The following is a 22,743-nucleotide window of genomic DNA, read 5'->3' as shown; positions in this document are numbered from 1 at the left end:
CATTCAAAATAATTTCAAACCTATATTCCATTCATGATTTAACATCTGAATGGAAATTTAAATATGGCTCACCTTATTGAATCCATGGCCTACACTGGCCAAACCCCTTGGCATGGTTTGGGTAATCTATTACCAGCAAAGCAGTCTTTAGATATCTGGCAGCAAGCTGCCGGGATGGACTGGACCATCGAACAAAGCGATGTGCTCTACAATGTCACCTCTGATGCGCTGCATATCCGCCCCTTTACGATGAGTAAAGTCCTTTACCGCTCCGATACGCTGGCTCCGCTCTCGGTAGTCTCCAAACGTTACAATGTGGTACAGCCTCACGAGGTATTGCATTTCTATCAGGATCTGGTGCAAGCCGGTGGGTTTGAATTAGAAACAGCAGGCGTATTAAAAGGAGGGCGGAAGTTGTGGGCATTGGCCAAGACGGGTCAGGACATGAGACTAAACGGCGGCGACACCGTGAAATCCTATTTATTACTGGCGACCAGTTGTGATGGCACCCTCTGTACCACAGCTCAATTTACCTCTCTGCGGGTGGTTTGTAATAATACATTACAGATGGCACTCAATGATAAATTCGATGCCATTAAAGTGCCCCACTCAACTAAATTCAACCCGGAACATGTCAAAGAGGTGCTAGGTCTTGGTTTAGCAAACTGGGACCTGTTTCAACGTAATATACATGAACTGAGTCATCGGTCGGTGTCTCCAACTGAAGCAATTGAATTTTTCAGTGATTTGATTAATGATCCAACAGATGATGATGGCAACATTGTACTGAGTCGTCCGACCCTAAAATTACAAGAACTATACCAAGGAACAGGGATGGGCTCAGACCTTGTCAGTGCCAAAAATACGGCTTGGGGCTTAGTCAATGCCGTCACGGAATATGTCGATCATCATCGTCGTGCTCGCAGTCAGGATAATCGGCTTGATTCCGCTTGGTTCGGCCAAGGTGCTCAACTCAAAACTCTCGCACTTAATCGGGCGCTCACATTGCTGCAATAGTGTTGTTCACATCTCCAAAATGACAACAACTCTCCTGGCTGGTTTTCACCAGCCAGGAGAGTTGAGCCATATAAAGTATCGTGCTGATAAAACGAAAAGTGCGATCACATTATCACTCTATGTCCCTATTCAACCAGACAGGCTGACAGCAATGACTATTGCTGTCACAGAACAACACATCCTTGGGTTCTGCTGCTGGCATTGAGTCAATAGCGCAGGCCCTAGAGACACGCCCCGATACGCCCTAAATAGGCACTGTTTTCAAGTCAATAGGCTTGGTTTAAGGCTTTTGACTTGTGCCGTCATTGTACCCTGCCCTAACCAGTTCCAACCACAAAATTAATCTGTAGGTTGTGTTTAAAAAAAATGAGTGAGGCTTGGAATATGAAATGGTTAATTGTATTGCCTGGTTTGCTTATTTCATCCAGCGTAGCCTTTGCCTATGGCGAGGCCGGACGCTGGAGCAGTGGCTGGGGTCAGGGCACCAGCGAATACACGGCGGTGGTCAACGAGCAGAACCATCTCTATATCGCCTGTAGTGACACCTGCAAGGTCAGCATGACGGCCACCGTGCAGGGCAAGGAGTTCGGCTCTTATGCTGGGCAGGCTTTCTCCATCGTCGTCGATGGCAGCCAATACGATGCGCCCTATGAGACCGAGTCCCGTGTCGGTGAGAACAATTTCTTCGACATGTGGGGCAAGCTACGCAAGGCCAAGTCGATCACAATTTTGACGGCTGACGGCAAGCAGCTCGCACTGCCGACCCAAGAGGTGGCATCAGTTCTGCCCGCCACCAATACCCCCGAGTTTGACTGCTTGATGTGGGACCAATAGGTCACACCCATTCCCATCCAAGAGGAGGCATTTGCCTCCTCTTTTTATTTCTGCTATTCACCCACCCGTGAAGGAGACGCACTATGCCACCCTGCATTCCCCCTGAATGCGAACCGTTCGATCACCAAGGCTTTTGGCACAAACTCTGGGCCTTTGCCAAACGTGCCGGTCGACCCTTTATCGAGACCTGCCTGTTGCTCTACTACACCAGCCAGAAGGATGACCTGCCACTTTGGGCCAAGCTGCTGATCTACAGTGCGCTGGCCTACTTTATCTCCCCCATCGATGCCATCCCGGATGTGCTACCGATGGGGCTCGCTGATGACATTGCGGTGCTGAGTGCCGCACTCGCCAGTATTACTGCCTTCATTGATGACCAAATCCGTGCCCGTGTTGCCAGAAAAATGCGAGACCTGTTCGGCGACGCTTAACCCCTTCAAGGAGTACACCATGACCATTCCCTTTTTCCGGGACGGCTTTGCCCTGCCCGTTGCTCAAGCGTTGCTGGCTCTGCTCGACCAGGAAGTCACCAAAACAGAGCTCAATCTGGAACGCTTAACCCAACTGACCTTCAACTTTCGCAATCCCGGCTACACCCCTGAGCAAGGAGGCGTGCACCCAGTCGAGCTCCGCCTAATACGCGGCCTTGATGGCTGGCTGTTCGATTATGTCACCGACTTCAGCTACCAGGGGCTTGGTCAGGATGCCGAGATCAGCAAGGAGCTTGATTTCAACTTCCTCGATGGGGAGCACTATCTGCAGGGATGGGGGCCACTGCCTCCAACAGAAGCCCGGGAACTCTTTTACATGTGGCAAGGCGCTTTCCTCACCTACGCGCAGTTGGGCTTTTTTACCGTCACCGTCAATGGTGATTGAGAAGCACAGATGCCCAAACAACCGATTGCCGTTGAACTTGAAGCCATCAATCGAGAGGGGGAAACGCAGGTGGTACGTGACAGTGGCCTGACCGTGCAGAACTACAGCGTTTATCTGCGGGCGGTAGAGGCCAGTGGCCTTGCCCTGGCTACCTGGGTAGCTGACTACGACACCATAGGACCTGCATACGAGCTGGCCGAGCGGCTGAGCCTCGCACTGGCTATCCCGTTGAACATGTTGGTCCCCGAACCGCTGATGCCGCTGAAACGAGAACCCACCGCCACAGCTGGTACCATCACCACAACCAACTGAACTACCCTTACTCTGAATCAACAACCTCTCTGCATTTGACCTCGGCACGCCTCGCGCTGCCGGGGTCTTTCTTTTTCAGGAGTCCCAACATGCGTTACCACAAACTGAAAGCTGGGGAATGCCCCGGCACCTATGTCGTCACCGAACCAGTGACCGAGCAAGACCTGCTGCGCATCGCCAACCAGATTGCCCGCAAACGCCTGGCCAAAGGCACCGCTATCACCAGTACCACTGAGGCCGCCGAACGGTTACAAACCTTGCTGCAGGACCGGGAGCACGAAGTGTTTGGTGCACTGTTCCTCGACTCCCAACATCGTGTACTGGCCTTTGAGGAGCTATTTCGCGGCACTCTCGACAGTGCCAGCATCTACCCACGGGAAGTGGTCAAGCGGGCCTTGCTACTCAACTGCGGGGCCATCATCGCCGTCCACAATCACCCCAGCGGTGACCCGGAACCCAGTCAATCTGACCGGGTCTTTACCCAAGCCCTCAAAGAGGCCTTGGCGCTGGTGGATGTGCGACTGCTCGACCATCTGGTAGTTGGCGCTGAGGGCATGGTATCCCTGGCCGAAAGAGGTCAGCTATGAGCCTTACTCCAGACAAAACACACCTCACTGCCCTCGATATCATCCTCGAATTGCGTTGCTGGCTTGCTGACAACGTCGAGATGCAGGCCGAGCCCGCCATCGTGGCTCACCTGCCGAGCGGCTACCAACTCACCCAGAGCGATTGTGTCGAGGCCATCGATGCGCTGCTGCATCATCTGCGCCGTTAGCCAATCCAAGAAGGACACGCACCATGCGATTACCCAATCCCTATGCCCTTGAGGAAACCCTGGGCAAGCTACGCCATGGCCTGACAACCGCCTGCAACGAGGATGCGCTGACGTTGCTGGAAAAGGCCGTCACCAAGGCCCGTGACGACGAGGGTTATGCCAAGTAGTTTGAAGAGACCTTGCTGCGGGGATCCACCATCGAGATCCGCGAGTGCCTCAGTTGTTTTGGCGACTACTTCGAATGCTCCAGCGACACACCGCCCTATTACCCGCACCACGACGCCGTCAACGGCATTGATTGTGCGCTCTACGCCATCCTGTTCGATGCGGCTTACCAAGACGCAGCGCGGGCACAGCAATAACATGCATGACGATCGCCGAATAACATGCATACCGATCACATTTCCACCAGATAACCTGGATCATCAAACCAGGATCATCAGGTCCAACACCATGATCCGGATATCCCGACACAACCCCCAAGGCCACCTCACCAAGGTGGCCTTGTTCATTTCAAGGATTCATCCACATGTCTGCTTTTATGATCGACCGCAAGGATTACCTGGCCTTTGCCGTGCAGTTGCACCGCTTTTGCAACGCACCCATGCCACCTCATTACACCCTTGAGTTGCTGCGCACCCTCTGGTGGAACCCGCCAGTAGATACGACCAGTACCTGGACGTGGCGAATAGACAGGCTGGTACGGTTGATGATGCTCGCCAACCACCGTGCAGTCTGGCGTCGCTATCAGCTGGGGCGTCAGCAGGAGCGTAAGGAGTCACGCCAACATGCCTCTACCAAGCTAAGTCTATTTAAACCTGCCCACCATTACCACCAGACACCACTCACCGATACCGAGCTGGTGGCTCTGTACAAATTCACCTGCTGCGCCCTGTACCAATCGAGTGAATGGACCGGGAGCCCAAAGCAGGCACCTCGGTTGGTAAAGGTAATACAGCAGTTGCAGCAGGCCATGGCGCAAGACGTGCTGACCCGCCTGTCACTGTGGGAGCAAGCCCCCTGGGGGGAGATGCGATGAATCTCTCCACCACCCTGACCATGACGAGTTCACAGCCGGACAGCACAGCCGTGCTAGCCCAACGTATCGCCGAGGACATGGCACACCTGCATCACCGTCTGCGTGATGGGGCCAGTGATGAACTGGGCATCAGCATCAGTTACCTGGTCGAAAAATTTGCGGTGTTGGCAGCGGCTTACCGTGCACCTGCAGAAATGGAGAAACATCCATGATTGAGTTCAATGACAGCTTTAGCCAGGCCGCCGTGGCAGAGGCCATGTGTGCCCATCCGGGACTCGCCAAGCTCATCAGTCAGCAGTTGATGCTGCCTAGCTTTGCCTATGCCCACGATGTGGAGGGACGGCGTATTGGCGGCCCGCTGGTTGCACCCAACCCGGTACTGCACAAGACCACGCTCTTTGTCAGCCCACGAGATATGCGTGAACACCTGCCACGAGAGATTCACTTCGCCCGCTTTCGCTGCGCCTGTAATGCAGCGGGTCAACCGGTCGGCGAGTGGCAACGGGTGATTGTTGGAGCCTACGTCAACCACGGCAGTAACGACACGCCGGATTGGAGTAGTCATACCTGAGTCACGGCCACCAGTACAAACAAGACCTCATGCAGCCCCTCACACCGAGGGGCTGTTTGCATTTTAAGGACCCCACTCATGCACGACCTGAGTGATTACAAAACCCTGACCGCTCGGCAGATAACCACAGCCATCGGTCAGCTCAACCACAGCACCGCGCCGAAGATAATGACCCACCTGGCATTACGGGCCAGGCAGCCGCAACCGCTCGGTAATGGCCGTAGCAGAGCCAAGGCCCTCAAGCTGCTGCGCCGGGTCAAGAAGGCTCACAAGGTAGGTAGTATCCCGTTCGAGCTCACCGCAACGGGTTGCCGCATCGACCGGGGGAGCCATCAGGCTGACCGCTACTACTACGACCGCACGCTACTGGCCCAGGGCTGGCAGCAGTACGACACCGAGGAAGACGCCTGGTATTTCGGCATCTGGATTCACACCGAGAAGCTGGAGACCTTTACCTACGCCGAGGGGGATACCAGCCATGTAATTGCACCGAACGTCGAGGCGTTTCGTGCTGAATTGGCGCGGCTCTACCAGTACCACCCGCAAGCCCCGGCGTTTATCAGTATCGACCCGGAAGCGGGCGTTGTAACCCGCCACTTTGAAGCCAAACCGGAGGTGTGAAATAGCCAAGAACATCACCATCAAGGTGCCGGGCAAGCACCCGCAAACCGGCGAGCTCACCACCTTTGAGCTAAAGGGCCAACGCATGGATATCGACATCGGCGGCCAAGCTGTTCCCTTCCTCATTCACGGCAGGGGCGTCGGTACGTCGCTCACCCACATCCCGAGCGGCTATCGCATCGCGCTGCTCGGCGGCTGGCTGACCGCTCGTTACGCAATCCCTGAGAATAAGCCCAGCAGAACGGCCTGCGCCCAGATGGCCATAGACCGACTGGTAGCCCAGTACGGCTCGCTGCACCTGCTGGACCGTCTTAATTGCAAGCTGGTTATCAATCAGCTGTAACGCACAGCCCAGACAACAAGGAACGATGCAATGACCAACCCCCTCCCTGCAACACCTGACTCACTGGCAGGCCATTCGGTAATGCAGATGCTGGATGTCGCCATGAGTTCTATCATCGGCGATTACGATGACGCAGACCTGGTGCCGGAATGGCAATGGGTCAAGCAAATGGCCTCCCATGAACATGTCGGTGTGAAAGATGACTCCGCCTATGAGTACACCTTGAATCTGGCCATGGAGCTCGATGCCATCCCGCCAGCACTGCAACCCTTGCTCACTGCTGCCCAGCAGACCGGTGTGAACTACATCCTGTTTTACAACGGCTAGCCACCGCGACCATCTCATCGCTCATCAACAAACAACATAAAGGGCCAGCCCTCACAGGCTGGCCCTTTGCATCATTGGAGTCACCGAACATGACCCGTCTTATCACCGGGCTCGAGGTGCATCGCTATGCCCCCGAGCTCAACAAGCTGCACCTGCGTAACCGGCAGACGTTACCCGCTCCCGGCATCACCACCATCAAAGAGGCCAAAGCCCGTCTGTTTGGCAGCTGGCAGCCAGGGCATCAGGTGACCATCACCGTGAGCCATCCCGATTACGTCAATCTTTCACGGCTCTACCGGGGGCGACTGGCATGCCTGACAGCGCTCCCAGAGCACCTGACCAGACTACGCCAGCGCCACAACGTGCCAGGCACCATCATCCACACCCACCTGAGGTACCGCTAATTATGACCACAACCCATCCCACATGCTCTGCTACACAGCAACCAGAGGCCCCAGCTCTCACACCGTTCCCCAGCATCAGCTGGGGTCTGCCGCGTGATATCTCTCCACGCTTTGGCGCTCGTCTGATACAGAGCCGCTACCGGCTCGATTTTCTATCCGATCGTGCCAGTCTGAGCGGTGAGTGGAGTGAGGTGCAGATAGCCAAGCTGCTGACCGGCGAACTGGATGCCCAACGTCAGCACTGTATCACTATCCAGCACGGTGGTTTTACCTGCGAAGCCGATACCCTTGGTAGCCACAGCTATGTCTATGTGGCGCTTTACCCAGCTATCACTTTTTAGGAAGAAGGGGGAAGACTGGGCAAGCAGCCTTCCCACCATTTTTAGATGTTAACCAGATGGCGCCAGTTACCTGAATGTGGGTCATTTTTCCGGTATGATGCACATCATTTTCATTAGAAGTTCCGCCTCCTGGCTTGCGGGGCGACACACAGGAATCACAGTATGACAAGCATTCAACAACGCGCCGCCCTGCAACGTCAGATCTGGGCCATTGCCAACGAGGTTCGCGGTGCTGTCGATGGGTGGGATTTTAAGCAATATGTACTGGGAGCCCTGTTCTACCGCTTTATCAGCGAGAACTTTGCCAGCTACATCGAAGGCGGTGACGACAGCGTCAACTACGCAGCACTACCCGATAGCGTGATCACACCAGAAATCAAAGAGGATGCCATCAAGACCAAGGGCTACTTTATCCGCCCCAGCGATCTCTTCGCCAACGTGGCCAAAAATGCCAATAGCAATGAAAGCCTCAATACCGATCTTGCGCATATCTTTGCCGACATTGAAGCGTCGGCTAGCGGTTACCCGTCAGAGCGAGACATCAAAGGACTGTTCGCTGACTTCGATACCACAAGCAACCGCTTGGGTAACACGGTAAAAGATAAAAACGCCCGTTTAGCAGCAGTGCTTAATGGCGTGGCCAAGCTGGATCTTGGTGATTTTGAAGAGAATGATATCGATCTCTTCGGCGACGCCTACGAGTTCCTTATCTCTAACTATGCCGCCAACGCTGGTAAATCCGGTGGCGAGTTCTTCACCCCCCAGCATGTATCCAAGCTGATCGCCCAGCTCGCCATGCATGGCCAGAGTAGCGTCAACAAAATTTACGACCCGGCTTGCGGCTCCGGCTCGCTGCTCTTGCAAGCCAAGAAGCATTTCGACGCCCACATCATCGAAGACGGCTTCTTCGGGCAAGAGCTCAACCACACCACTTACAACCTGGCGCGGATGAACATGTTCTTGCACAACATCAACTACGACAAGTTCAACATCCAACTAGGCGATACGCTGCGCGAACCCCACTTTGGCGACGACAAGCCGTTCGATGCCATCGTCTCCAACCCACCCTATTCGGTAAAGTGGGTAGGTTCGAACGACCCGACCCTGATCAACGATGAGCGCTTTGCCCCGGCTGGCGTACTCGCCCCCAAATCCAAAGCCGATTTTGCCTTCGTGCTGCATGCGCTCAGCTACCTCTCCGCCAAAGGCCGCGCCGCCATCGTCTGCTTCCCCGGCATCTTCTACCGTGGCGGGGCCGAGCAAAAGATCCGGCAATATCTGGTGGACAACAACTATGTGGAAACGGTGGTCTCGCTGGCACCCAATCTGTTTTACGGCACCACCATCGCCGTGAACATTCTGGTATTGGCCAAAAACAAAAAAGAGACAACCATCCAGTTTATCGATGCCAGCGGTCCGGACTATTTCAAAAAAGAGACTAATAACAACGTGCTGCTGGACAGGCACATCGAGCAAATCATGGAGGTGTTCGACAGCAAGGCCAATGTCGATCACTTCGCCAAATCGGTGCCCCTTGAGCAAGTTGCCACCAACGATTACAACCTCTCCGTCAGCAGCTATGTCGAAGCGAAAGACAACCGTGAAGTGGTGGATATCAGCCAGCTCAATATCGAACTGAACACCACGGTTGCCAACATTGATAAACTGCGCAAAGAAATTGATACCATTGTTGCCAAAATCGAAGGGACGACGATTGAAGAAATACCGACCGAGGGCATGGAAAGCGAAGGAGAGGTAGTATGATGTTAGAAAATAAATTAAACATCACCAATCAGGTTGAACTGGCCAAAGCTGAGGAGAAAATCAGTAAGCAAAAGGCTAAGCAACTTTTCGACTCTGGCGACATTAACAAGGCTGATGTGGGAACGTTTTCCGGGCTTAGCTTTATTCATGGCTATCTGTTTGGTGACATCTATCACTTCGCTGGTAACATCCGTGACGTCAATATCGCCAAGGGTAATTTTCGTTTTGCACCACTGATGTATTTGGACGTATCGCTAAAGCATATCGATGGCATGCCACAAAGTACCTTTGATGAAATTATCGAAAAATATGTCGAAATGAACATCGCCCACCCATTTCGTGAAGGCAATGGCCGTGCTACGCGTATCTGGCTAGACCTGATGCTCAAAGCCGCGCTTAAACAAGTAGTGGATTGGAACTTGGTGGATAAGGAAGAGTATCTTTCTGCGATGCAGCGCAGCGTAGTGAAAGACCTGGAAATAAAGGCGCTGCTTAAACAAGCGCTCACCCATCAGATTGATGACCGTGCCTTGTTCATGAAGGGCATTGATGTCAGCTATTACTACGAAGGTTATAGCGAATTCAAGACGGAGGAGCTGTAATCATGAGTAATGCTGGCTTTATGGAAAAGTTGCTCGATGGCGCGAATGTTGAATGGAAGCGTTTGGGGGATGTGGCTCGTATCAAAAACGGCAAGGATCACAAAGCACTTGGCGAAGGTGAATTTCCTGTTTTTGGCTCAGGTGGCATTATGCGATACGCCGACACTTACGCCTACAACAAGCCTTCGGTTTTGATTCCAAGGAAAGGTTCGCTCGGCAATCTGTTCTTCGTTGATATCCCATTTTGGAATGTTGACACCATTTTCTACACGGAAATTGACGAGACACAGATTCGCCCAAAATTCCTTTACTATTTCTTGACGACAGCAGGCCTTGGCGAAATGAACCAAGCGGGCGGCGTGCCCAGTCAAACTCAATCAGTCTTGAACGAACTAAAAATCCCTATCCCCTGCCCGGACAACCCTGAAAGATCGCTGGAAATCCAGGCTGAAATCGTTCGTATACTGGACACTTTCACCGAGCTTACCAACGAGCTTACCAACGAGCTTACCAACGAGCTTACTGCCCGTAAAAAGCAATACAACCACTATCGCGACCAGTTGTTGAGTTTTGACGACGGGGAAGTAGAGTGGAAGTCGTTGCTTGATGCTTGCGATTACGTAGATTATCGAGGGAAAACGCCAACAAAAACCCAGGATGGAATATTCTTGGTGACGGCTAAAAATATTCGAATGGGATACATCGACTATGATGCTTCACAAGAGTTTATTTCAGAGAGTGATTATTCTGTTGTAATGAGACGAGGATTACCCAAGATCGGAGATGTTCTAATTACAACCGAAGCTCCTTGTGGTTTCATCGCTCAAGTTGACCGAGAAAATATAGCGTTAGCTCAGCGAGTTATCAAATACAGAAGCAAAGATAAGCGTTTATTAAACTCGTTTTTAAAACACTATTTACTGGGTGGTCAGTTTCAGAAAAAATTATTGCGGGCTGCTACAGGTTCAACAGTCAAAGGCATTAAAGGTAGTAAGTTGCATCAGTTGACCATCCCTATCCCAAGTGAGGTAGAACAAGCCCGCATCGTCGCCATCCTCGACAAATTCGACGCCCTCACCAATTCCATCACCGAGGGCTTACCCCGCGAAATCGAGCTGCGCCAGAAGCAGTACGAGCATTATCGCGATTTGCTGCTGAGCTTCCCCAAGCCGGATGCGATAGAGGTATAACATGGGCAAAACGCTGACCGAAATCGCCCAGCAGCTAAAAGACGCCAACAAGAAGGTGCAACTTATCTACGCCTTCAACGGTACGGGCAAAACGCGCCTGTCGCGAGAGTTCAAGCAACTGATTGCGCCCAAAGCCAATGACGACGAGGGCGATGGGGAAGCCGACGCACTCGAGTTGTCACGCAACAAGATCCTCTATTACAACGCCTTCACCGAAGACCTGTTCTATTGGGATAACGACTTGGCGGGTGATGCCGAGTACAAGCTGAAGATCCAACCCAATGCTTATACCAGCTGGCTGCTGACGCTACTCAAGGATCTGGGTCAGGATGGAAATATCGTTCATTATTTCCAGCGTTATGCGAACGACAAGCTAACGCCGCATTTTAGTGCCGATTTTGACGAAGTCACCTTCTCCCTGGAGCGCGGCAACGAAGAGCATTCCCCGCACATCAAGCTTTCCAAAGGCGAAGAGAGCAATTTCATCTGGAGTGTTTTCTACACCCTGCTGGATCAGGCGGTGACGATTCTCAATGTTGCCGAGCCGGGCGAGCGCGAGACCAGCGCCTTTGACCAGCTGGAGTATGTGTTCATTGACGACCCCGTCAGCTCTCTCGATGAAAACCATTTGATTGAACTGGCTGTCAATCTAGCCAGCTTGATCAAATTAAGCCCGTCCAATCTGAGGTTCATCGTCTCTACGCACAGCCCACTGTTCTACAACGTGCTGTTCAATGAACTGAATGGCAAGGCCTGCTACATGCTGGCGCGGTTTGAAGACGGCAGCTTTGCCCTCACTGAAAAACAGGGCGACTCCAACAAGAGCTTTTCCTACCATCTGCACCTGAAGCAGGTCATTGAGCAGGCGATTGCGGACAACAGGGTTGAACGGTTTCATTTCACCTTGCTGCGAAACCTCTACGAGAAAACAGCCAGCTTTTTGGGTTACCCCAAATGGTCAGAACTCTTGCCGGATGACAAGCAACTTTATCTAAGCAGAATAATTAATTTCACAAGCCACAACACGCTATCGAACGAAGCCGTTGCAGAGCCAACGCAAGCTGAGAAAGCGATTGTCAAATTGTTGCTCGAGCATTTGAAGAGCAACTTTGGCTACTGGCAGCAGGAGCACCAAAATGGCTGATTATAAAACCATCGCAGAATCCAACAAATTTATCGTGCTGGATAAATACACTAAGGAATGGTCGGTTGCTGAAAGTTATCAGAGCGAAAGTGATCTGGAGCACGAGCTAATTGAGGATCTTGCCAATCAAGGTTATGAGTTCCTGCCCACCCTGAATAACCCTGCTGCCATGCTCGCCAATGTACGGGAACAGCTGCAAACGCTCAATAACGTAGCGTTTCTTGATGGCGAATGGCAGCGTTTTGTTGAGACCTTCCTCGATAAGCCCAGCGACAGCATCGTCGATAAAACCCGCAAGATCCACGATGACTATATCCATGACTTCGTTTTTGATGATGGCCGAATTAAAAACATATACCTGCTGGATAAGAAGAACACCGTCCGCAACAAGGTACAGGTGATCAAGCAGTTTGAACAAACCGGCAGCCTTGCCAATCGCTATGATGTGACGATCCTGGTGAACGGTCTGCCACTGGTACAGATCGAGCTTAAAAAACGTGGTGTGGCGATCCGCGAAGCATTTAATCAGGTCCACCGCTACAGCAAAGAAAGCTTTAACAGTAAGCACTCTTTGTTCAAATATTTACAGCTATTTGTCATCTCCAACGGCACCGATAGTCGCTATTTTGCCAATACCACGACACGCAATAAAAACAGCTTCGACTTCACCATGAATTGGGCGAAGTCGGACAACGCGCTTATCAAGGATCTGAAGGACTTTACTGCAACCTTCTTTCAGAAACACACATTGCTCAATGTGCTGCTGCATTACTCGGTGTTCGACATCAGCAACACCTTGCTGGTGATGCGCCCTTACCAGATTGCCGCCACCGAGCGCATTCTGTGGAAGATCAACAGTGCATATCAGACAAAGAACTGGAGTAATACCGAAAGCGGCGGCTATATCTGGCACACCACAGGTTCAGGCAAAACCTTGACCAGTTTTAAGGCGGCGCGGCTGGCCACCGAGCTGGCGTTTATCGACAAGGTATTTTTCGTGGTGGACCGTAAAGATCTGGATTACCAGACCATGAGGGAGTACCAGCGCTTTTCACCCGATAGCGTCAATGGCTCAGACAGCACAGCGGGCCTGAAGCGCAATCTGGACAAGGATGACAACAAGATCATCGTCACGACCATCCAGAAGCTCAACAATTTGATAAAGAGCGAAACTGACTTGCCGATTTACGGCAAGCAGGTGGTCTTTATTTTCGATGAATGCCATCGCAGCCAGTTTGGCGAGGCACAGAAAAACCTGAAGAAAAAGTTCAAGAAGTTCTACCAGTTTGGCTTTACCGGCACGCCCATCTTCCCGCAGAACGCGCTGGGCGCAGACACCACCGCCAGTGTGTTTGGTCGCGAGTTGCACTCTTATGTCATCACCGATGCTATTCGCGATGAAAAAGTGCTCAAGTTCAAGGTGGACTACAACGATGTGCGCCCGAAGTTTAAAGCAATTGAAACAGAGAAAGATGAGAAAAAGCTGAGCGCGGCGGAAAACCAGCAGGCCTTGCTACATCCGGATCGCATTCGTGAGATCACCCAGTACATCCTGAATAACTTCCGGCAAAAGACCCATCGCCTGCAAGCGAACGCCAAAGGCTTTAATGCCATGTTTGCGGTGAGCAGCGTAGAGGCAGCCAAGCTCTACTACGAGTCGTTCAAGGCGTTGCAGAAAAAGAGCAATAAGCCCCTTAAAGTTGCCACCATCTTTTCGTTCGCCGCCAATGAAGAGCAGGATGCAGTGGGCGACATCGAAGATGAGAGCTTTGATGTCTCTGCCATGAATAGCAGTGCCAAGGAGTTTTTAAACGCAGCAATCGCAGACTATAACGCACTGTTTAAAACCAATTTCAGCGTGGACAGCAATGGTTTTCAGAACTATTACCGTGACTTGGCCAAACAGGTTAAGGCCAAGGAGATCGACCTGCTGATCGTGGTGGGTATGTTCCTGACCGGCTTTGATGCCCCCACGCTAAACACTCTCTTTGTAGACAAGAACTTGCGCTACCACGGACTGATGCAGGCTTACTCGCGCACCAACCGCATTTTTGACGCTACCAAAACCTTCGGCAATATCGTCACCTTCCGCGACCTGGAGCAGGCGACCATCGACGCCATCACCCTGTTCGGTGACAAGAACACCAAGAACGTGGTGCTGGAAAAGAGCTACAAGGAGTACATGGAAGGCTTTACCGACCTCGTAACCGGTCAAGCACGGCGCGGCTTTATGGATGTGGTGAGCGAGCTGGAGCAGCGTTTTCCTGATCCTGCGGCCATTGAGAAAGAGGCCGACAAGAAAGCGTTCGCGAAACTCTTTGGCGAGTATCTACGCGTAGAGAACTTGCTACAAAACTATGACGAGTTTGCCAGCCTGAAGGCCCTGCAAAGCGTAGATATGAGCGACCCTGAAGCGGTAGAAGCATTCAAAGCTGAACACTATCTGGATGATGCAAAACTGGCCGAGTTGCAGACCATTCGCCTGCCTGCTGAGCGCACGATCCAAGACTACCGTTCTACTTACAATGACATCCGAGATTGGCAGCGTCGGCAAAAATCGGCAGAGGAACAAGACAAATCCACCATCGATTGGGATGACATCGTCTTTGAGGTGGACTTGCTCAAATCCCAGGAGATCAACCTCGATTACATACTTGAGCTGATCTATGAGCACAACAAGAAAACCAGAAGCAAAGCCGAGCTGGTTGACGAAGTACGCCGTTTGATACGCGCAAGCCTTGGCAATCGAGCCAAGGAGAGCCTGCTGGTCGATTTTATCAATCAAACCGACTTGGATCAGATTGGTGATGCCGCTAGCGTCATCGAAGCTTTCTACGCGTTTGCTCAGGCTGAGCAACGACGAGAAGCCGATGAGCTGATCAGCTCTGAAAATCTGAATGTAGAAGCGGCAAAGCGCTATATCATCACTTCGCTCAAGCGCGAATTCGCCAGCGAAAACGGCACCGAGCTCAATTCACTGTTGCCCAAGATGAGCCCGCTAAACCCGCAATATCTGACCAAAAAACAGAGCGTTTTCCAGAAGATCGCCGCTTTTATCGAGAAATTTAAAGGGGTGGGTGGTGACATCTAGTCAATATTCGACTCCATGCCAAAACGGATGGATTACTGGAGTTGGTAAAAATGCAATCGTTTGAAATTTTGAGTGATGAAGAGTTCGATGAACTGGAAGCGCTGCTGGAGCGCTATGGCAGTGAAAACAGCATAGCCTCAATGTCTATGCTCGATGGTTTTTTAACAGCTGTGGTCTCTGGCCCTCACCTCATCATGCCGAGTACCTGGCTCCACACGATCTGGGGTGGTGAGCAGGATCAACCCGAGTGGCAAAGCGAAGCCGAACTGGAACGCTTTATCGATCTGGTTATGCGCCACAGCAACGACATTGCGACCACGCTGACCTATGCGGCAGAAGACTATTTCCCGGTGGCACCGGAGTTTGAACGACATGGTGAGTGGGTTCCGCTGATCCACGACTGGTGTGGTGGTTACCTGGGGGCGATTGAATTGGCACCATGGCCAACGCTACCGGCTCCGGAAGCTGCTGCACTGGCGATGATAGCTGAACCGCTGGAGAAGATGCCTACATCGTTGGAAGCGCTCAGCAATGAACACTTGCAAGAGCAAGCCACCAAGGCCCGCTTTGCTGCTCGTATCCTGCACGCCCACTTTTTGGCGCAACGAAGTGAACGTCCGGAGCGCTCTCAACCAGTAGTTGCTCCCATCAAGATTGGCCGCAACGAGCCGTGCCCCTGTGGCAGCGGCAAGAAGTACAAGCAGTGCTGTTTGCACTGACCAACAACATAGATAGCAAGAGAGGGCCGCTGGCCCTCTCTTGCTTTGGTTAAACTGAAGGAGTAATGACGATGACCTGTCCAAAGAGATGCTATCGAGGAGCAGGACAGCCAACACCTAATGGCATACTCACTGGCATACCAAAAATCGCAGATACAAAAAAGCCCAACCGAATCAATCAGTTGGGCCATGTATATGGCGGAGGAGGTGGGATTTGAACCCACGGATGGTCGCCCATCGCCGGTTTTCAAGACCGGTGCATTCAGCCGCTCTGCCACCCCTCCGAACGGCGTGCATACTACGCTAAGCCCTTGTTCATATGCAATACATATTTCCTGTGGGATAGTGTGCGGGAGCAAAATGGCAGGTGGCTTGAAATTGTTCCTCGTCATCCCTATTTGTTCTACATACAATGCGTAAACATGCAGTAACAAACAGCGATAACGAGGCGGCTGCTCGCCGTCTCACCCGGACATCAAGAGGACACCCAAGATGGATACCCGTTCTATCTACACTGGCACCCAAAGTGCCGTACGCGATACCAACAAGGTGCTGCGTAACACCTATATGCTGCTCTCCCTCACTCTGGGCTTCTCTGCCGTGGTGGCGGGGGTCGCTACCGTGATGAACATGCCGCCGCTGCACTGGGCCGTGTTCCTGATCGGTGTCTACGGTCTGATGTTCCTGACCGAGAAGAATCGCAACAACGGCATGGGTCTGGTCTTCACCTTCGCCCTGACCGGTCTGCTGGGCTATAGCCTGGGCCCCATCATCAACATGTACATGAACAATGGTGGTGGCGAGATCGTGATGACCGCCCTTGGCGGCACCGCGCTCACCTTCTTCGGTCTGTCGGCCTATGCCCTGACCACCAAGCGTGACCTCTCTTTCATCGGCGGCATGCTGTTCGTCGGTTTCTGGGTACTGCTGGTGGCCATGATTGCCAACATCTTCCTGCAGATGAGCGCCCTGAGCCTGGCTCTGTCCGCCATGTTCATGCTCTTCTCCTCCGGTGCCATCCTGCTGACTACCCAGCAGATCGTGCGCGGCGGCGAGACCAACTACATCTCCGCCACCGTCACCCTGTATGTCTCCATCTACAACATCTTCCTGAGCTTGCTGAGCCTGCTTGGCGGCAACCGCAACTAATCATAAACCCCGCTTCGGCGGGGTTTTTATTGGCTCCTCTTTCTGTCAGGATAAGTTGTAAATCAAGGATATGAAGCGAAGTGGCCCTGATTTGGATCAGGGCCACTTCGCGCTTGGCGGGTTACTATCTCGCTCTCGTTTCGATCAAGGGTTTCACCTGTCTCATGCCGATGGATCTCTCTGGCCTGCTGCGCCGACTGCTGATTGATAGTCACATCGATTTTGCTTCGCTCAAGGGTGGTGCCTAGCATGCCCATGGAATTCTCCGGTTTGTTACGCCGACTGCTGACCGATAGTCACATCTACTTCGCTCTCAAGGTGCTGCTGGCCATTCTCGGTCTGCTCGCCTTCACCCTGGCCACCGGCAATATCCAGCTCACCGTGCTGCTCTCCCTCGGGGTTGTGGCGGGCGCCATCGCCGAAACCGACGACAGCCTGTGGGGACGGCTCAAGAACCTCGCCATGACGCTGATCTGCTTCATGTTTGCGTCCCTGTGCGTGCAGTTTCTCTACCCCACCCCCTGGCTGTTTGCCATCGGGCTCGCCAGCTCCACCTTTATCTTCGTGATGGTGGGGGCGCTCGGCGCCCGCTACGCCACCATCAGCTTCGGCTCGCTGCTGATCGCCATCTACACCATGCTGGGGGCCGCCAAGGCGCCAGATCTCTTCTATCAGCCGCTGGCCCTCGGCGCTGGTGCCCTCTGGTACGGGCTGGTCTCGTTTATCTGGCTCTGGCTGCTGCCCTACAAGACCCTGCACGAGCAGCTGGCCCAGAGCTACTTCGCCCTTGGTCGCTACCTGCTGGAAAAATCCCGCTTCTTCCCGGCGGACGAGCACGGCGCCCAGGCCATTCGCCACAATCTGGCCCAGCTCAACATCAATCTGGTGAGCGCGCTGACCCTCACCAAATCGGCCCTCAATGCCCGCCTGAGCCGCCGCCATCCGGCGAGCCCCGAGCTTGCCAGCCTGCTGCGCCTCTATCTGCTGGCGCTGGAAATTCACGAGCGCGCCACCTCCAGCCACTACCCCTACAGCCGACTGGAAGCGGAGCTCAAGCAGGGCATCGTACTGGAAGGATTTCAGGAGGTGTTCCTGCAGCTCTCCGAGGCGTGCCAGCGGCTCGGTTACGCCATTCTGGTGCACAAGCCCTACGCCCATAACAAGCGCATTCACTGGACGCTGGAGGCCCTCGGCGATCAGCTGGAGTTCACCAATCTCAAGCAGCACTACCCGAAAACCTTGCTGACGCCGATGAAGTTCCTGCGCCGCAATCTGGCCAGCATCAACCAGCTGCTGGGCAGCGCCGAAGTGCTGCAAAACCCCGAGCAGCCGGAGCAGGAGCTGCCCGCGCTGGCGCGCCCGCCCCGCCTGCCGCTGCTGGCCCAGCTCAAGCAGCACCTCACCTTGCACTCCATGGTGTTTCGCCATGCGCTGCGTTTGTCACTCGGGCTGGTGATCGGCTACGGCATACTGCAAGCCTTTGATCTGGAAAAGGGCTACTGGATTTTGCTGACCGTGCTGTTTGTCTGCCAACCCAGCTACAGCGCCACCCGCCGCCGACTGGTGCAGCGGATGCTCGGCACCTTCGCTGGCATTCTGGTGGGCATTCCGGTGCTCTGGCTCTTCCCCGAGCTGCACGTTCAGCTGGTGGTGATGGGGCTGGCGGCCTTCCTGTTTTTCACCCAGGTGCGCAACAACTACAGCGCCGCGGTCTGCTTTATCACCCTCTATGTGTTGATGGCGTTCAACCTGCTTGATGGCATCGGCTTTGCCATTCTGGGGCCGCGGCTGCTCGATACCCTGCTCGGCTGCCTGATCTCCTACGGGCTGGTGGCCTGGCTCTGGCCGGACTGGCAGTACAAGCGGCTGCCGACGCTTATCGCCAATTCGCTGTCGGCCAACGCCCGCTACCTATCGGCGGTGCTGGCAAGCCTCAAGCAGCAGCGGGACGAGTCCATCGACTATCGGGTGGCGCGCAAGAGCGCCCATCTGGCGGACAGCGAGCTGGCTACCGCCTGGCAGAGCATGCTGGTGGAGCCGCAAAAGCGCCGCCGCTTCCTCGATCTCTGCTTTACCCTCACCTGGCGCAACCACGCCCTGCTCTCCTACATCTCAGCGCTGGGGGCCCATCGCGACAAGCTGGAGGCCATCAGCGGGCTGGATGAGGTGCGCCACCACATCTGCCACACCCTGGAGCAGGCCGCTGGCCATCTGGCAGGCAACCCCTCCAGCTCCATCGGCGGTCAGTGTCCGGTGATAAGTCCGGATAGCAGCGAGGAGCAGCTGATGCTGACCCAGCAGCTCAACCTGATCAGCGAGCTGGCGGATCAGCTGCTGCATCTGGCCAACGAGAGCCGGTTGCTCACCGGGGATCAAGGCGCTACCATGCCCGCCCAATCCTGATAGCCCCATTAGCGAGGAGCCCTCATGTCTGCGTCCGAAAAACATCAGCTGGAATTCAACGGCCAACTCATCGAGACCGATGCCAAGGGCTACCTGCTCAACAGCAACGACTGGAGCGAGGAGCTGGCGCTGGTGCTGGCCGCGCAGGAGGGGATCGAGCTGGAGGAGCCGCACTGGGAAGTGGTGCGCTTTGTGCGCGCCTTCTATCTGGAGTTCAACACCTCCCCCGCCATCCGCGCGCTGGTCAAGGCGATGGAGAAGCAGTACGGCCCCGAGAAGGGCAACAGCCGCTACCTCTACAAGCTGTTCCCGGAAGGACCCGCCAAGCAGGCAACCAAGATTGGCGGCCTGCCCAAGCCGGTGAAGTGCATCTGATCCCATGCATCTCATCCCATAACAACGGGGGCCGCAACTGCGGCCCCCGTTGTGTTTGGTGCGCTATCGTCGCGCACCTCGTATTCACATCCCTCAGGCTTCCAGCCAGACTTATCCCCGCTTGTCAGCCAGAGCCACCAACTGCTCCGCCAGCCGGTGACCGTGCAGGTAGGAGGCGATCAGCTCGCTATCAGCTTTGCCCGATTCAATCTGCTGATACCAGTGCGCCAGCATGGCGGCAAAGCCGCGCTGGGCCAGCACCGGCTGCCAGTCGCTGGGGCTAAGCATCTGCACCTGCTTGTCGCGGGCGATGCTGCCGCGAGTGCAGTTCTCAAGGTGCAGGGAGAGATTGTCGCCATAGGCATCGATGCGCTCCTCGGTGATCCCGGCGCTGCGGTTCATGCTGCCGCTGATGGCGCGATCGCCGCTCCGCCAGCTGACGCTCACCCCGGCCAGCAAGCTGTTGTCCTTCGTATCCGGTCGCAAGACCGCATGAAAGTCGCCGCCCGGCACGCCGCCATAGAAGCAGAGGCTGTCGAGCACATGGATAAAGTCGTCGAACATAAAATCCCGCGCCAGCCCCGGCAGGGCGAAGCGATGTTTCTGCCAGTTAAGCTCGGTGAGCGGCTGGGCGCGGGCCTCGGCCATGGCGGGCAGATAGCGGCGGTTAAAGCCGGTAAAGAGGGGGCAATCTTGCGCGATGGCGAGGTTGGCCAGCGCCTCGGCCTCGGCCAGATTGTCGCACAGGGGCTTGTCGACAAAGGTTGGGATCCCTGCGCGCAAACACTGCTCGGCCAGCTCGCGGTGAACGGCGGTGGCGGCGTGGATCATCACGGCATCGGGACAGCTGGCCAGCATGGCCGCCACATCGGTAAAACACTCGGCGACCCGATACTGGCGGGCGAGCTTTTCCAGCACCGCTGGATTGCGGGTGCAGAGCAGCGGGGTAACCCGCTCATCGCTCGCCAGCAGCGGCAGATAGGCTTTTTGGGCGATATCCCCCAGACCAATCATGGCAATGCGCATCTCAACTCCTTTTCACTCGATAACGGGACAAGCGGATAACTGCCCGCACCATCGCAGGATTTGTCCCGCAGATCCAGCCTGCCGTTAGCGCACTGGCTGGCGTGTGCAGCTCTCGGCAAACGGTGGCGTTATCCGGGCATGGCAAGATCGCTGACCGACTTGATCACCTCGGCCAGCCACTCGATAGCGAGATTGCCCTGACTTTTGCGGTGTCTGCCGACCACCACCTCGAACTGCTGCGGCGCCCCGGCGAGCTCCACGGTGCGAAAATCGCCGAGGGCGGCGATGGCCGACGGAATGCAGGCCGCCACGTCATTGACCGACATAAAAGCTTGCAGCGAGGTGTAACAGGGGAGCGTCGCCACCGCCGCGCTGGCAACCTGCTGCGGGCTCATCTGCCCTTCGAAATTGCCGACGCTGTTGGCAAACTGCACAAAGGGGATGGCCGCCAGATCCTGCGGGGTGTTGTCCGGAAGATATCGGGAGTCGCGGCGCAGCACGCAGCAGTAGTGATCCCGACGCAGGGTGGAACGCAGCAACCCCGGGTCGAGATAGGCATCAAAGCCAATCACCAGATCGACCTCGCCGCTGGCCAGCGCCTCCAGATGCGCTTCGGCCTGAAAGTCCACCACATCGAGCCGGATGGAGGGCGCCTGAGTGCGCAGGGCGCTCGCCAACCTTGGAATAATGGCGAGCTGGGCATACTCATTGGCCATCACCCTGAAGGTGCGCTGGTTGCTGGCGGGATCAAAGGGGGCGGCTACAAAGACCCCGTCGATATCGGCCAGGATCTGCTCGAACTTGTCAGCCAGCTCGCAGGCGTAATCGGTCGGCTGCAACCCGGCGCTTTGGCGGATAAAAAGCTCGGCGGGAAAAAGATCGCGCAGCTTTTTCAGATGGCTGCTCACCCCCTGCTGGGAGATCTCCAGCAGCTCGGCCACCCGCGACACACTCTTGTATCTCACCAGCAGCACCAGCACCCGCATCTGCCTGATATCGATCTTCTCCACCCTTACCTCACCAATTAAAGTTGTATCACATACAAACCACCCATGATTTACATTGTATCAGTGGCTCTCTAACCTTGCAGCTCTTCCAGCAAAGCGAGGTTAACGATGAAAACTGTCATTCTGATTGGTGCTCAGGGGAAAATGGGGCAAGCCGCCCTCAGTGGTCTGGGCAAGCACAAGGTCATTACTGCCAGCCGCTCCGGCGAGGGGTGTGATTTTCAGGTGGATATCACCAGCAGAGAGTCTATCGAGCGGCTCTACCAAAACGTGGGTTCCTTCGATGCGGTGGTCAATACCGCAGGATTTTGCGAATACGCCCCCTTTGGCGAGATGAGCGACGAGCAGTGGCAAACCACCATCCAGAGCAAGCTGATGGGGCAGATAAATCTGGTCAATATCGGCCTCAACTACATCAACCAGGGTGGCTCCTTCACCCTGATCTCCGGCATTCTCAATATCAAGCCGATCCCGCTGGCCATTGCCGATGCCACCACCAGCGGCGCCATCGATACCTTTGTCCAGTGCGTGGCCCACGAGCTGCCCCGCGGCATTCGCATCAATGTGGTCAACCCGACCGTACTGGAAGAGGCGTGGGACGTATATGGCGAGATGATGCCGGGCTTCCAGCCGGTGCCGGGCGCCCTGGTCGGCAAGGCGTTTGAGCGCTCCGTCGATGGTTTTATTAGCGGCCAGGTGCTCTATGTCGATGCCTGATCCGGTTCAGGTGTGACCCCACTGCCTTGGTAATTCCTTGTCGATGTTTTTCCTCTTCCCCGAAAGCGCCAGCTCTCGGGGCTTTTTGCATGGAGG

The 22,743-nt window shown here is 54.7% G+C and carries 29 protein-coding genes and 1 tRNA gene; 27 read left to right on the top strand and 3 right to left on the bottom strand.

The genetic code is table 11. The features are described 5' to 3' along the window. Nucleotides 1-63 precede the first annotated feature (63 nt). The 23 genes from ACTG1K_RS09115 to ACTG1K_RS09005 all read left to right on the top strand — a co-directional run bounded on the left by ACTG1K_RS09115 (nt 64) and on the right by ACTG1K_RS09005 (nt 15,970). Nucleotides 64-1,017 carry a DUF932 domain-containing protein gene (locus ACTG1K_RS09115; RefSeq protein WP_279503318.1) on the top strand — a complete coding sequence of 318 codons (954 nt, stop codon included), beginning with the start codon at nt 64-66 and terminating at the stop codon, nt 1,015-1,017. 384 nt (nt 1,018-1,401) lie between these two features. Further along, entirely contained in the window at nt 1,402-1,851 is a 450-nt protein-coding gene (locus tag ACTG1K_RS09110) for a hypothetical protein (RefSeq protein ID WP_440005129.1), read from the top strand. Between the two features lie 83 nt (nt 1,852-1,934). After that, complete coding sequence (locus ACTG1K_RS09105; protein ID WP_163148797.1) at nt 1,935-2,282, top strand: YkvA family protein; 348 nt, start codon at nt 1,935-1,937, stop codon at nt 2,280-2,282. 19 nt (nt 2,283-2,301) lie between these two features. Beyond that, nucleotides 2,302-2,727 (top strand): DUF2787 family protein, encoded by a 426-nt coding sequence (locus tag ACTG1K_RS09100; RefSeq protein WP_279503330.1) that lies wholly within the window; start codon nt 2,302-2,304, stop codon nt 2,725-2,727. A gap of 9 nt (nt 2,728-2,736) precedes the next feature. Next, nucleotides 2,737-3,039 carry a hypothetical protein gene (locus tag ACTG1K_RS09095; protein WP_163148795.1) on the top strand — a complete coding sequence of 101 codons (303 nt, stop codon included), beginning with the start codon at nt 2,737-2,739 and terminating at the stop codon, nt 3,037-3,039. Nucleotides 3,040-3,128: 89 nt separating this feature from the next. After that, nucleotides 3,129-3,626: a RadC family protein gene (gene radC / locus ACTG1K_RS09090; protein WP_021137991.1), complete on the top strand. Its 498-nt coding sequence runs from the start codon at nt 3,129-3,131 to the stop codon at nt 3,624-3,626. Continuing rightward, nucleotides 3,623-3,814: a hypothetical protein gene (locus tag ACTG1K_RS09085; RefSeq protein WP_021137992.1), complete on the top strand. Its 192-nt coding sequence runs from the start codon at nt 3,623-3,625 to the stop codon at nt 3,812-3,814. Before radC ends, ACTG1K_RS09085 begins: the two co-directional genes overlap by 4 nt. 23 nt (nt 3,815-3,837) lie before the next feature. After that, nucleotides 3,838-3,981: a hypothetical protein gene (locus tag ACTG1K_RS09080; protein WP_440005128.1), complete on the top strand. Its 144-nt coding sequence runs from the start codon at nt 3,838-3,840 to the stop codon at nt 3,979-3,981. Between the two features lie 12 nt (nt 3,982-3,993). After that, nucleotides 3,994-4,176: a hypothetical protein gene (locus ACTG1K_RS09075; RefSeq protein ID WP_440005127.1), complete on the top strand. Its 183-nt coding sequence runs from the start codon at nt 3,994-3,996 to the stop codon at nt 4,174-4,176. A gap of 167 nt (nt 4,177-4,343) precedes the next feature. Then, complete coding sequence (locus tag ACTG1K_RS09070) at nt 4,344-4,853, top strand: hypothetical protein (RefSeq protein ID WP_440005126.1); 510 nt, start codon at nt 4,344-4,346, stop codon at nt 4,851-4,853. Next, a complete protein-coding gene (locus ACTG1K_RS09065; RefSeq protein WP_021137995.1) occupies nt 4,850-5,065 on the top strand; it encodes a hypothetical protein in 216 nt (71 codons plus the stop codon). The genes ACTG1K_RS09070 and ACTG1K_RS09065 overlap by 4 nt, the downstream gene beginning before the upstream one ends. Continuing rightward, nucleotides 5,062-5,424, top strand: coding sequence for a hypothetical protein (locus tag ACTG1K_RS09060; RefSeq protein ID WP_021137996.1), 363 nt, complete (start codon nt 5,062-5,064; stop codon nt 5,422-5,424). The genes ACTG1K_RS09065 and ACTG1K_RS09060 overlap by 4 nt, the downstream gene beginning before the upstream one ends. Before the next feature lie 78 nt (nt 5,425-5,502). Then, on the top strand, nt 5,503-6,045 hold the full coding sequence (locus tag ACTG1K_RS09055; protein ID WP_440005125.1) for a hypothetical protein: 543 nt from the start codon (nt 5,503-5,505) through the stop codon (nt 6,043-6,045). Then, nucleotides 6,023-6,388, top strand: coding sequence for a hypothetical protein (locus ACTG1K_RS09050; protein ID WP_440005124.1), 366 nt, complete (start codon nt 6,023-6,025; stop codon nt 6,386-6,388). Before ACTG1K_RS09055 ends, ACTG1K_RS09050 begins: the two co-directional genes overlap by 23 nt. A 30-nt stretch (nt 6,389-6,418) precedes the next feature. Beyond that, entirely contained in the window at nt 6,419-6,715 is a 297-nt protein-coding gene (locus ACTG1K_RS09045; RefSeq protein WP_440005123.1) for a hypothetical protein, read from the top strand. A gap of 89 nt (nt 6,716-6,804) precedes the next feature. After that, a complete protein-coding gene (locus tag ACTG1K_RS09040; RefSeq protein WP_440005122.1) occupies nt 6,805-7,119 on the top strand; it encodes a hypothetical protein in 315 nt (104 codons plus the stop codon). A 2-nt stretch (nt 7,120-7,121) separates the two neighbouring features. Continuing rightward, a complete protein-coding gene (locus ACTG1K_RS09035; RefSeq protein WP_440005121.1) occupies nt 7,122-7,460 on the top strand; it encodes a type IV toxin-antitoxin system YeeU family antitoxin in 339 nt (112 codons plus the stop codon). 162 nt (nt 7,461-7,622) lie between these two features. Beyond that, nucleotides 7,623-9,224, top strand: a complete 1,602-nt coding sequence (locus ACTG1K_RS09030) for a type I restriction-modification system subunit M (RefSeq protein WP_427240235.1) — start codon at nt 7,623-7,625, stop codon at nt 9,222-9,224. Beyond that, complete coding sequence (fic, locus tag ACTG1K_RS09025) at nt 9,221-9,826, top strand: protein adenylyltransferase Fic (protein WP_427240234.1); 606 nt, start codon at nt 9,221-9,223, stop codon at nt 9,824-9,826. Before ACTG1K_RS09030 ends, fic begins: the two co-directional genes overlap by 4 nt. 2 nt (nt 9,827-9,828) lie before the next feature. Next, nucleotides 9,829-11,016 (top strand): restriction endonuclease subunit S, encoded by a 1,188-nt coding sequence (locus tag ACTG1K_RS09020; RefSeq protein WP_427240233.1) that lies wholly within the window; start codon nt 9,829-9,831, stop codon nt 11,014-11,016. A 1-nt stretch (nt 11,017) separates the two neighbouring features. Beyond that, the gene (locus ACTG1K_RS09015) at nt 11,018-12,160 is read left to right on the top strand and encodes a hypothetical protein (protein WP_427240232.1); all 1,143 of its coding nucleotides are present in this window, start codon (nt 11,018-11,020) and stop codon (nt 12,158-12,160) included. Then, nucleotides 12,153-15,251, top strand: a complete 3,099-nt coding sequence (locus ACTG1K_RS09010) for a type I restriction endonuclease subunit R (protein ID WP_440005120.1) — start codon at nt 12,153-12,155, stop codon at nt 15,249-15,251. Before ACTG1K_RS09015 ends, ACTG1K_RS09010 begins: the two co-directional genes overlap by 8 nt. Nucleotides 15,252-15,301: 50 nt before the next feature. After that, the gene (locus ACTG1K_RS09005) at nt 15,302-15,970 is read left to right on the top strand and encodes a UPF0149 family protein (protein ID WP_042060680.1); all 669 of its coding nucleotides are present in this window, start codon (nt 15,302-15,304) and stop codon (nt 15,968-15,970) included. Nucleotides 15,971-16,166: 196 nt separating this feature from the next. On the opposite strand, the gene ACTG1K_RS09000 is transcribed toward ACTG1K_RS09005, so the two are convergent. Further along, nucleotides 16,167-16,254: transfer RNA gene (locus tag ACTG1K_RS09000), tRNA-Ser, on the bottom strand. A 208-nt stretch (nt 16,255-16,462) separates the two neighbouring features. Here ACTG1K_RS09000 and ACTG1K_RS08995 point away from each other — a divergent pair. The 3 genes from ACTG1K_RS08995 to ACTG1K_RS08985 all read left to right on the top strand — a co-directional run bounded on the left by ACTG1K_RS08995 (nt 16,463) and on the right by ACTG1K_RS08985 (nt 19,897). Then, nucleotides 16,463-17,119 carry a Bax inhibitor-1/YccA family protein gene (locus ACTG1K_RS08995; protein WP_005338308.1) on the top strand — a complete coding sequence of 219 codons (657 nt, stop codon included), beginning with the start codon at nt 16,463-16,465 and terminating at the stop codon, nt 17,117-17,119. Nucleotides 17,120-17,368: 249 nt separating this feature from the next. Continuing rightward, nucleotides 17,369-19,522, top strand: a complete 2,154-nt coding sequence (yccS, locus tag ACTG1K_RS08990) for a YccS family putative transporter (RefSeq protein ID WP_139432685.1) — start codon at nt 17,369-17,371, stop codon at nt 19,520-19,522. 24 nt (nt 19,523-19,546) lie between these two features. Beyond that, nucleotides 19,547-19,897, top strand: a complete 351-nt coding sequence (locus tag ACTG1K_RS08985; protein WP_005347582.1) for a TusE/DsrC/DsvC family sulfur relay protein — start codon at nt 19,547-19,549, stop codon at nt 19,895-19,897. Nucleotides 19,898-20,008: 111 nt separating this feature from the next. Here the strand turns inward: ACTG1K_RS08985 and ACTG1K_RS08980 are convergent, their stop codons facing one another. Both ACTG1K_RS08980 and ACTG1K_RS08975 read right to left on the bottom strand, forming a co-directional pair. Beyond that, nucleotides 20,009-20,923: a Gfo/Idh/MocA family protein gene (locus ACTG1K_RS08980; protein WP_440005119.1), complete on the bottom strand. Its 915-nt coding sequence runs from the start codon at nt 20,921-20,923 to the stop codon at nt 20,009-20,011. A 128-nt stretch (nt 20,924-21,051) separates the two neighbouring features. Continuing rightward, nucleotides 21,052-21,933 carry a LysR family transcriptional regulator gene (locus ACTG1K_RS08975; protein ID WP_440005118.1) on the bottom strand — a complete coding sequence of 294 codons (882 nt, stop codon included), beginning with the start codon at nt 21,931-21,933 and terminating at the stop codon, nt 21,052-21,054. Nucleotides 21,934-22,038: 105 nt separating this feature from the next. Between ACTG1K_RS08975 and ACTG1K_RS08970 the strand changes: the two genes are divergently transcribed. Continuing rightward, on the top strand, nt 22,039-22,647 hold the full coding sequence (locus ACTG1K_RS08970) for a short chain dehydrogenase (RefSeq protein ID WP_005347588.1): 609 nt from the start codon (nt 22,039-22,041) through the stop codon (nt 22,645-22,647). The last annotated feature ends 96 nt before the right edge of the window (nt 22,648-22,743 follow it).

Source organism: Aeromonas sp. 102P, assembly GCF_051920345.1.
GTDB classification, from domain to species: domain Bacteria; phylum Pseudomonadota; class Gammaproteobacteria; order Enterobacterales; family Aeromonadaceae; genus Aeromonas; species Aeromonas veronii.
Note: the sequence above shows the minus strand (reverse complement) of the source record. Positions and strands in the feature narration are given on the sequence as shown.

Bases quoted from the DNA above. Each gene is read 5' to 3' on its own strand.
- ACTG1K_RS09010 (WP_440005120.1), top strand. From the start codon at position 12,153: ATGGCTGATTATAAAACCATCGCAGAATCCAACAAATTTATCGTGCTG.
- ACTG1K_RS08995 (WP_005338308.1), top strand. From the start codon at position 16,463: ATGGATACCCGTTCTATCTACACTGGCACCCAAAGTGCCGTACGCGAT.
- ACTG1K_RS09095 (WP_163148795.1), top strand. From the start codon at position 2,737: ATGCCCAAACAACCGATTGCCGTTGAACTTGAAGCCATCAATCGAGAG.
- ACTG1K_RS09055 (WP_440005125.1), top strand. From the start codon at position 5,503: ATGCACGACCTGAGTGATTACAAAACCCTGACCGCTCGGCAGATAACC.
- ACTG1K_RS09100 (WP_279503330.1), top strand. From the start codon at position 2,302: ATGACCATTCCCTTTTTCCGGGACGGCTTTGCCCTGCCCGTTGCTCAA.
- ACTG1K_RS09115 (WP_279503318.1), top strand. From the start codon at position 64: ATGGCTCACCTTATTGAATCCATGGCCTACACTGGCCAAACCCCTTGG.
- ACTG1K_RS09035 (WP_440005121.1), top strand. From the start codon at position 7,122: ATGACCACAACCCATCCCACATGCTCTGCTACACAGCAACCAGAGGCC.
- ACTG1K_RS09030 (WP_427240235.1), top strand. From the start codon at position 7,623: ATGACAAGCATTCAACAACGCGCCGCCCTGCAACGTCAGATCTGGGCC.
- ACTG1K_RS09110 (WP_440005129.1), top strand. From the start codon at position 1,402: ATGAAATGGTTAATTGTATTGCCTGGTTTGCTTATTTCATCCAGCGTA.
- ACTG1K_RS09085 (WP_021137992.1), top strand. From the start codon at position 3,623: ATGAGCCTTACTCCAGACAAAACACACCTCACTGCCCTCGATATCATC.
- ACTG1K_RS08970 (WP_005347588.1), top strand. From the start codon at position 22,039: ATGAAAACTGTCATTCTGATTGGTGCTCAGGGGAAAATGGGGCAAGCC.
- ACTG1K_RS08985 (WP_005347582.1), top strand. From the start codon at position 19,547: ATGTCTGCGTCCGAAAAACATCAGCTGGAATTCAACGGCCAACTCATC.
- ACTG1K_RS09065 (WP_021137995.1), top strand. From the start codon at position 4,850: ATGAATCTCTCCACCACCCTGACCATGACGAGTTCACAGCCGGACAGC.
- radC (WP_021137991.1), top strand. From the start codon at position 3,129: ATGCGTTACCACAAACTGAAAGCTGGGGAATGCCCCGGCACCTATGTC.
- ACTG1K_RS09015 (WP_427240232.1), top strand. From the start codon at position 11,018: ATGGGCAAAACGCTGACCGAAATCGCCCAGCAGCTAAAAGACGCCAAC.
- yccS (WP_139432685.1), top strand. From the start codon at position 17,369: ATGCCCATGGAATTCTCCGGTTTGTTACGCCGACTGCTGACCGATAGT.
- ACTG1K_RS09020 (WP_427240233.1), top strand. From the start codon at position 9,829: ATGAGTAATGCTGGCTTTATGGAAAAGTTGCTCGATGGCGCGAATGTT.
- ACTG1K_RS08980 (WP_440005119.1), bottom strand. From the start codon at position 20,923: ATGCGCATTGCCATGATTGGTCTGGGGGATATCGCCCAAAAAGCCTAT.
- ACTG1K_RS09005 (WP_042060680.1), top strand. From the start codon at position 15,302: ATGCAATCGTTTGAAATTTTGAGTGATGAAGAGTTCGATGAACTGGAA.
- ACTG1K_RS09045 (WP_440005123.1), top strand. From the start codon at position 6,419: ATGACCAACCCCCTCCCTGCAACACCTGACTCACTGGCAGGCCATTCG.
- ACTG1K_RS09060 (WP_021137996.1), top strand. From the start codon at position 5,062: ATGATTGAGTTCAATGACAGCTTTAGCCAGGCCGCCGTGGCAGAGGCC.
- ACTG1K_RS09105 (WP_163148797.1), top strand. From the start codon at position 1,935: ATGCCACCCTGCATTCCCCCTGAATGCGAACCGTTCGATCACCAAGGC.
- ACTG1K_RS09080 (WP_440005128.1), top strand. From the start codon at position 3,838: ATGCGATTACCCAATCCCTATGCCCTTGAGGAAACCCTGGGCAAGCTA.
- ACTG1K_RS09070 (WP_440005126.1), top strand. From the start codon at position 4,344: ATGTCTGCTTTTATGATCGACCGCAAGGATTACCTGGCCTTTGCCGTG.
- fic (WP_427240234.1), top strand. From the start codon at position 9,221: ATGATGTTAGAAAATAAATTAAACATCACCAATCAGGTTGAACTGGCC.
- ACTG1K_RS09040 (WP_440005122.1), top strand. From the start codon at position 6,805: ATGACCCGTCTTATCACCGGGCTCGAGGTGCATCGCTATGCCCCCGAG.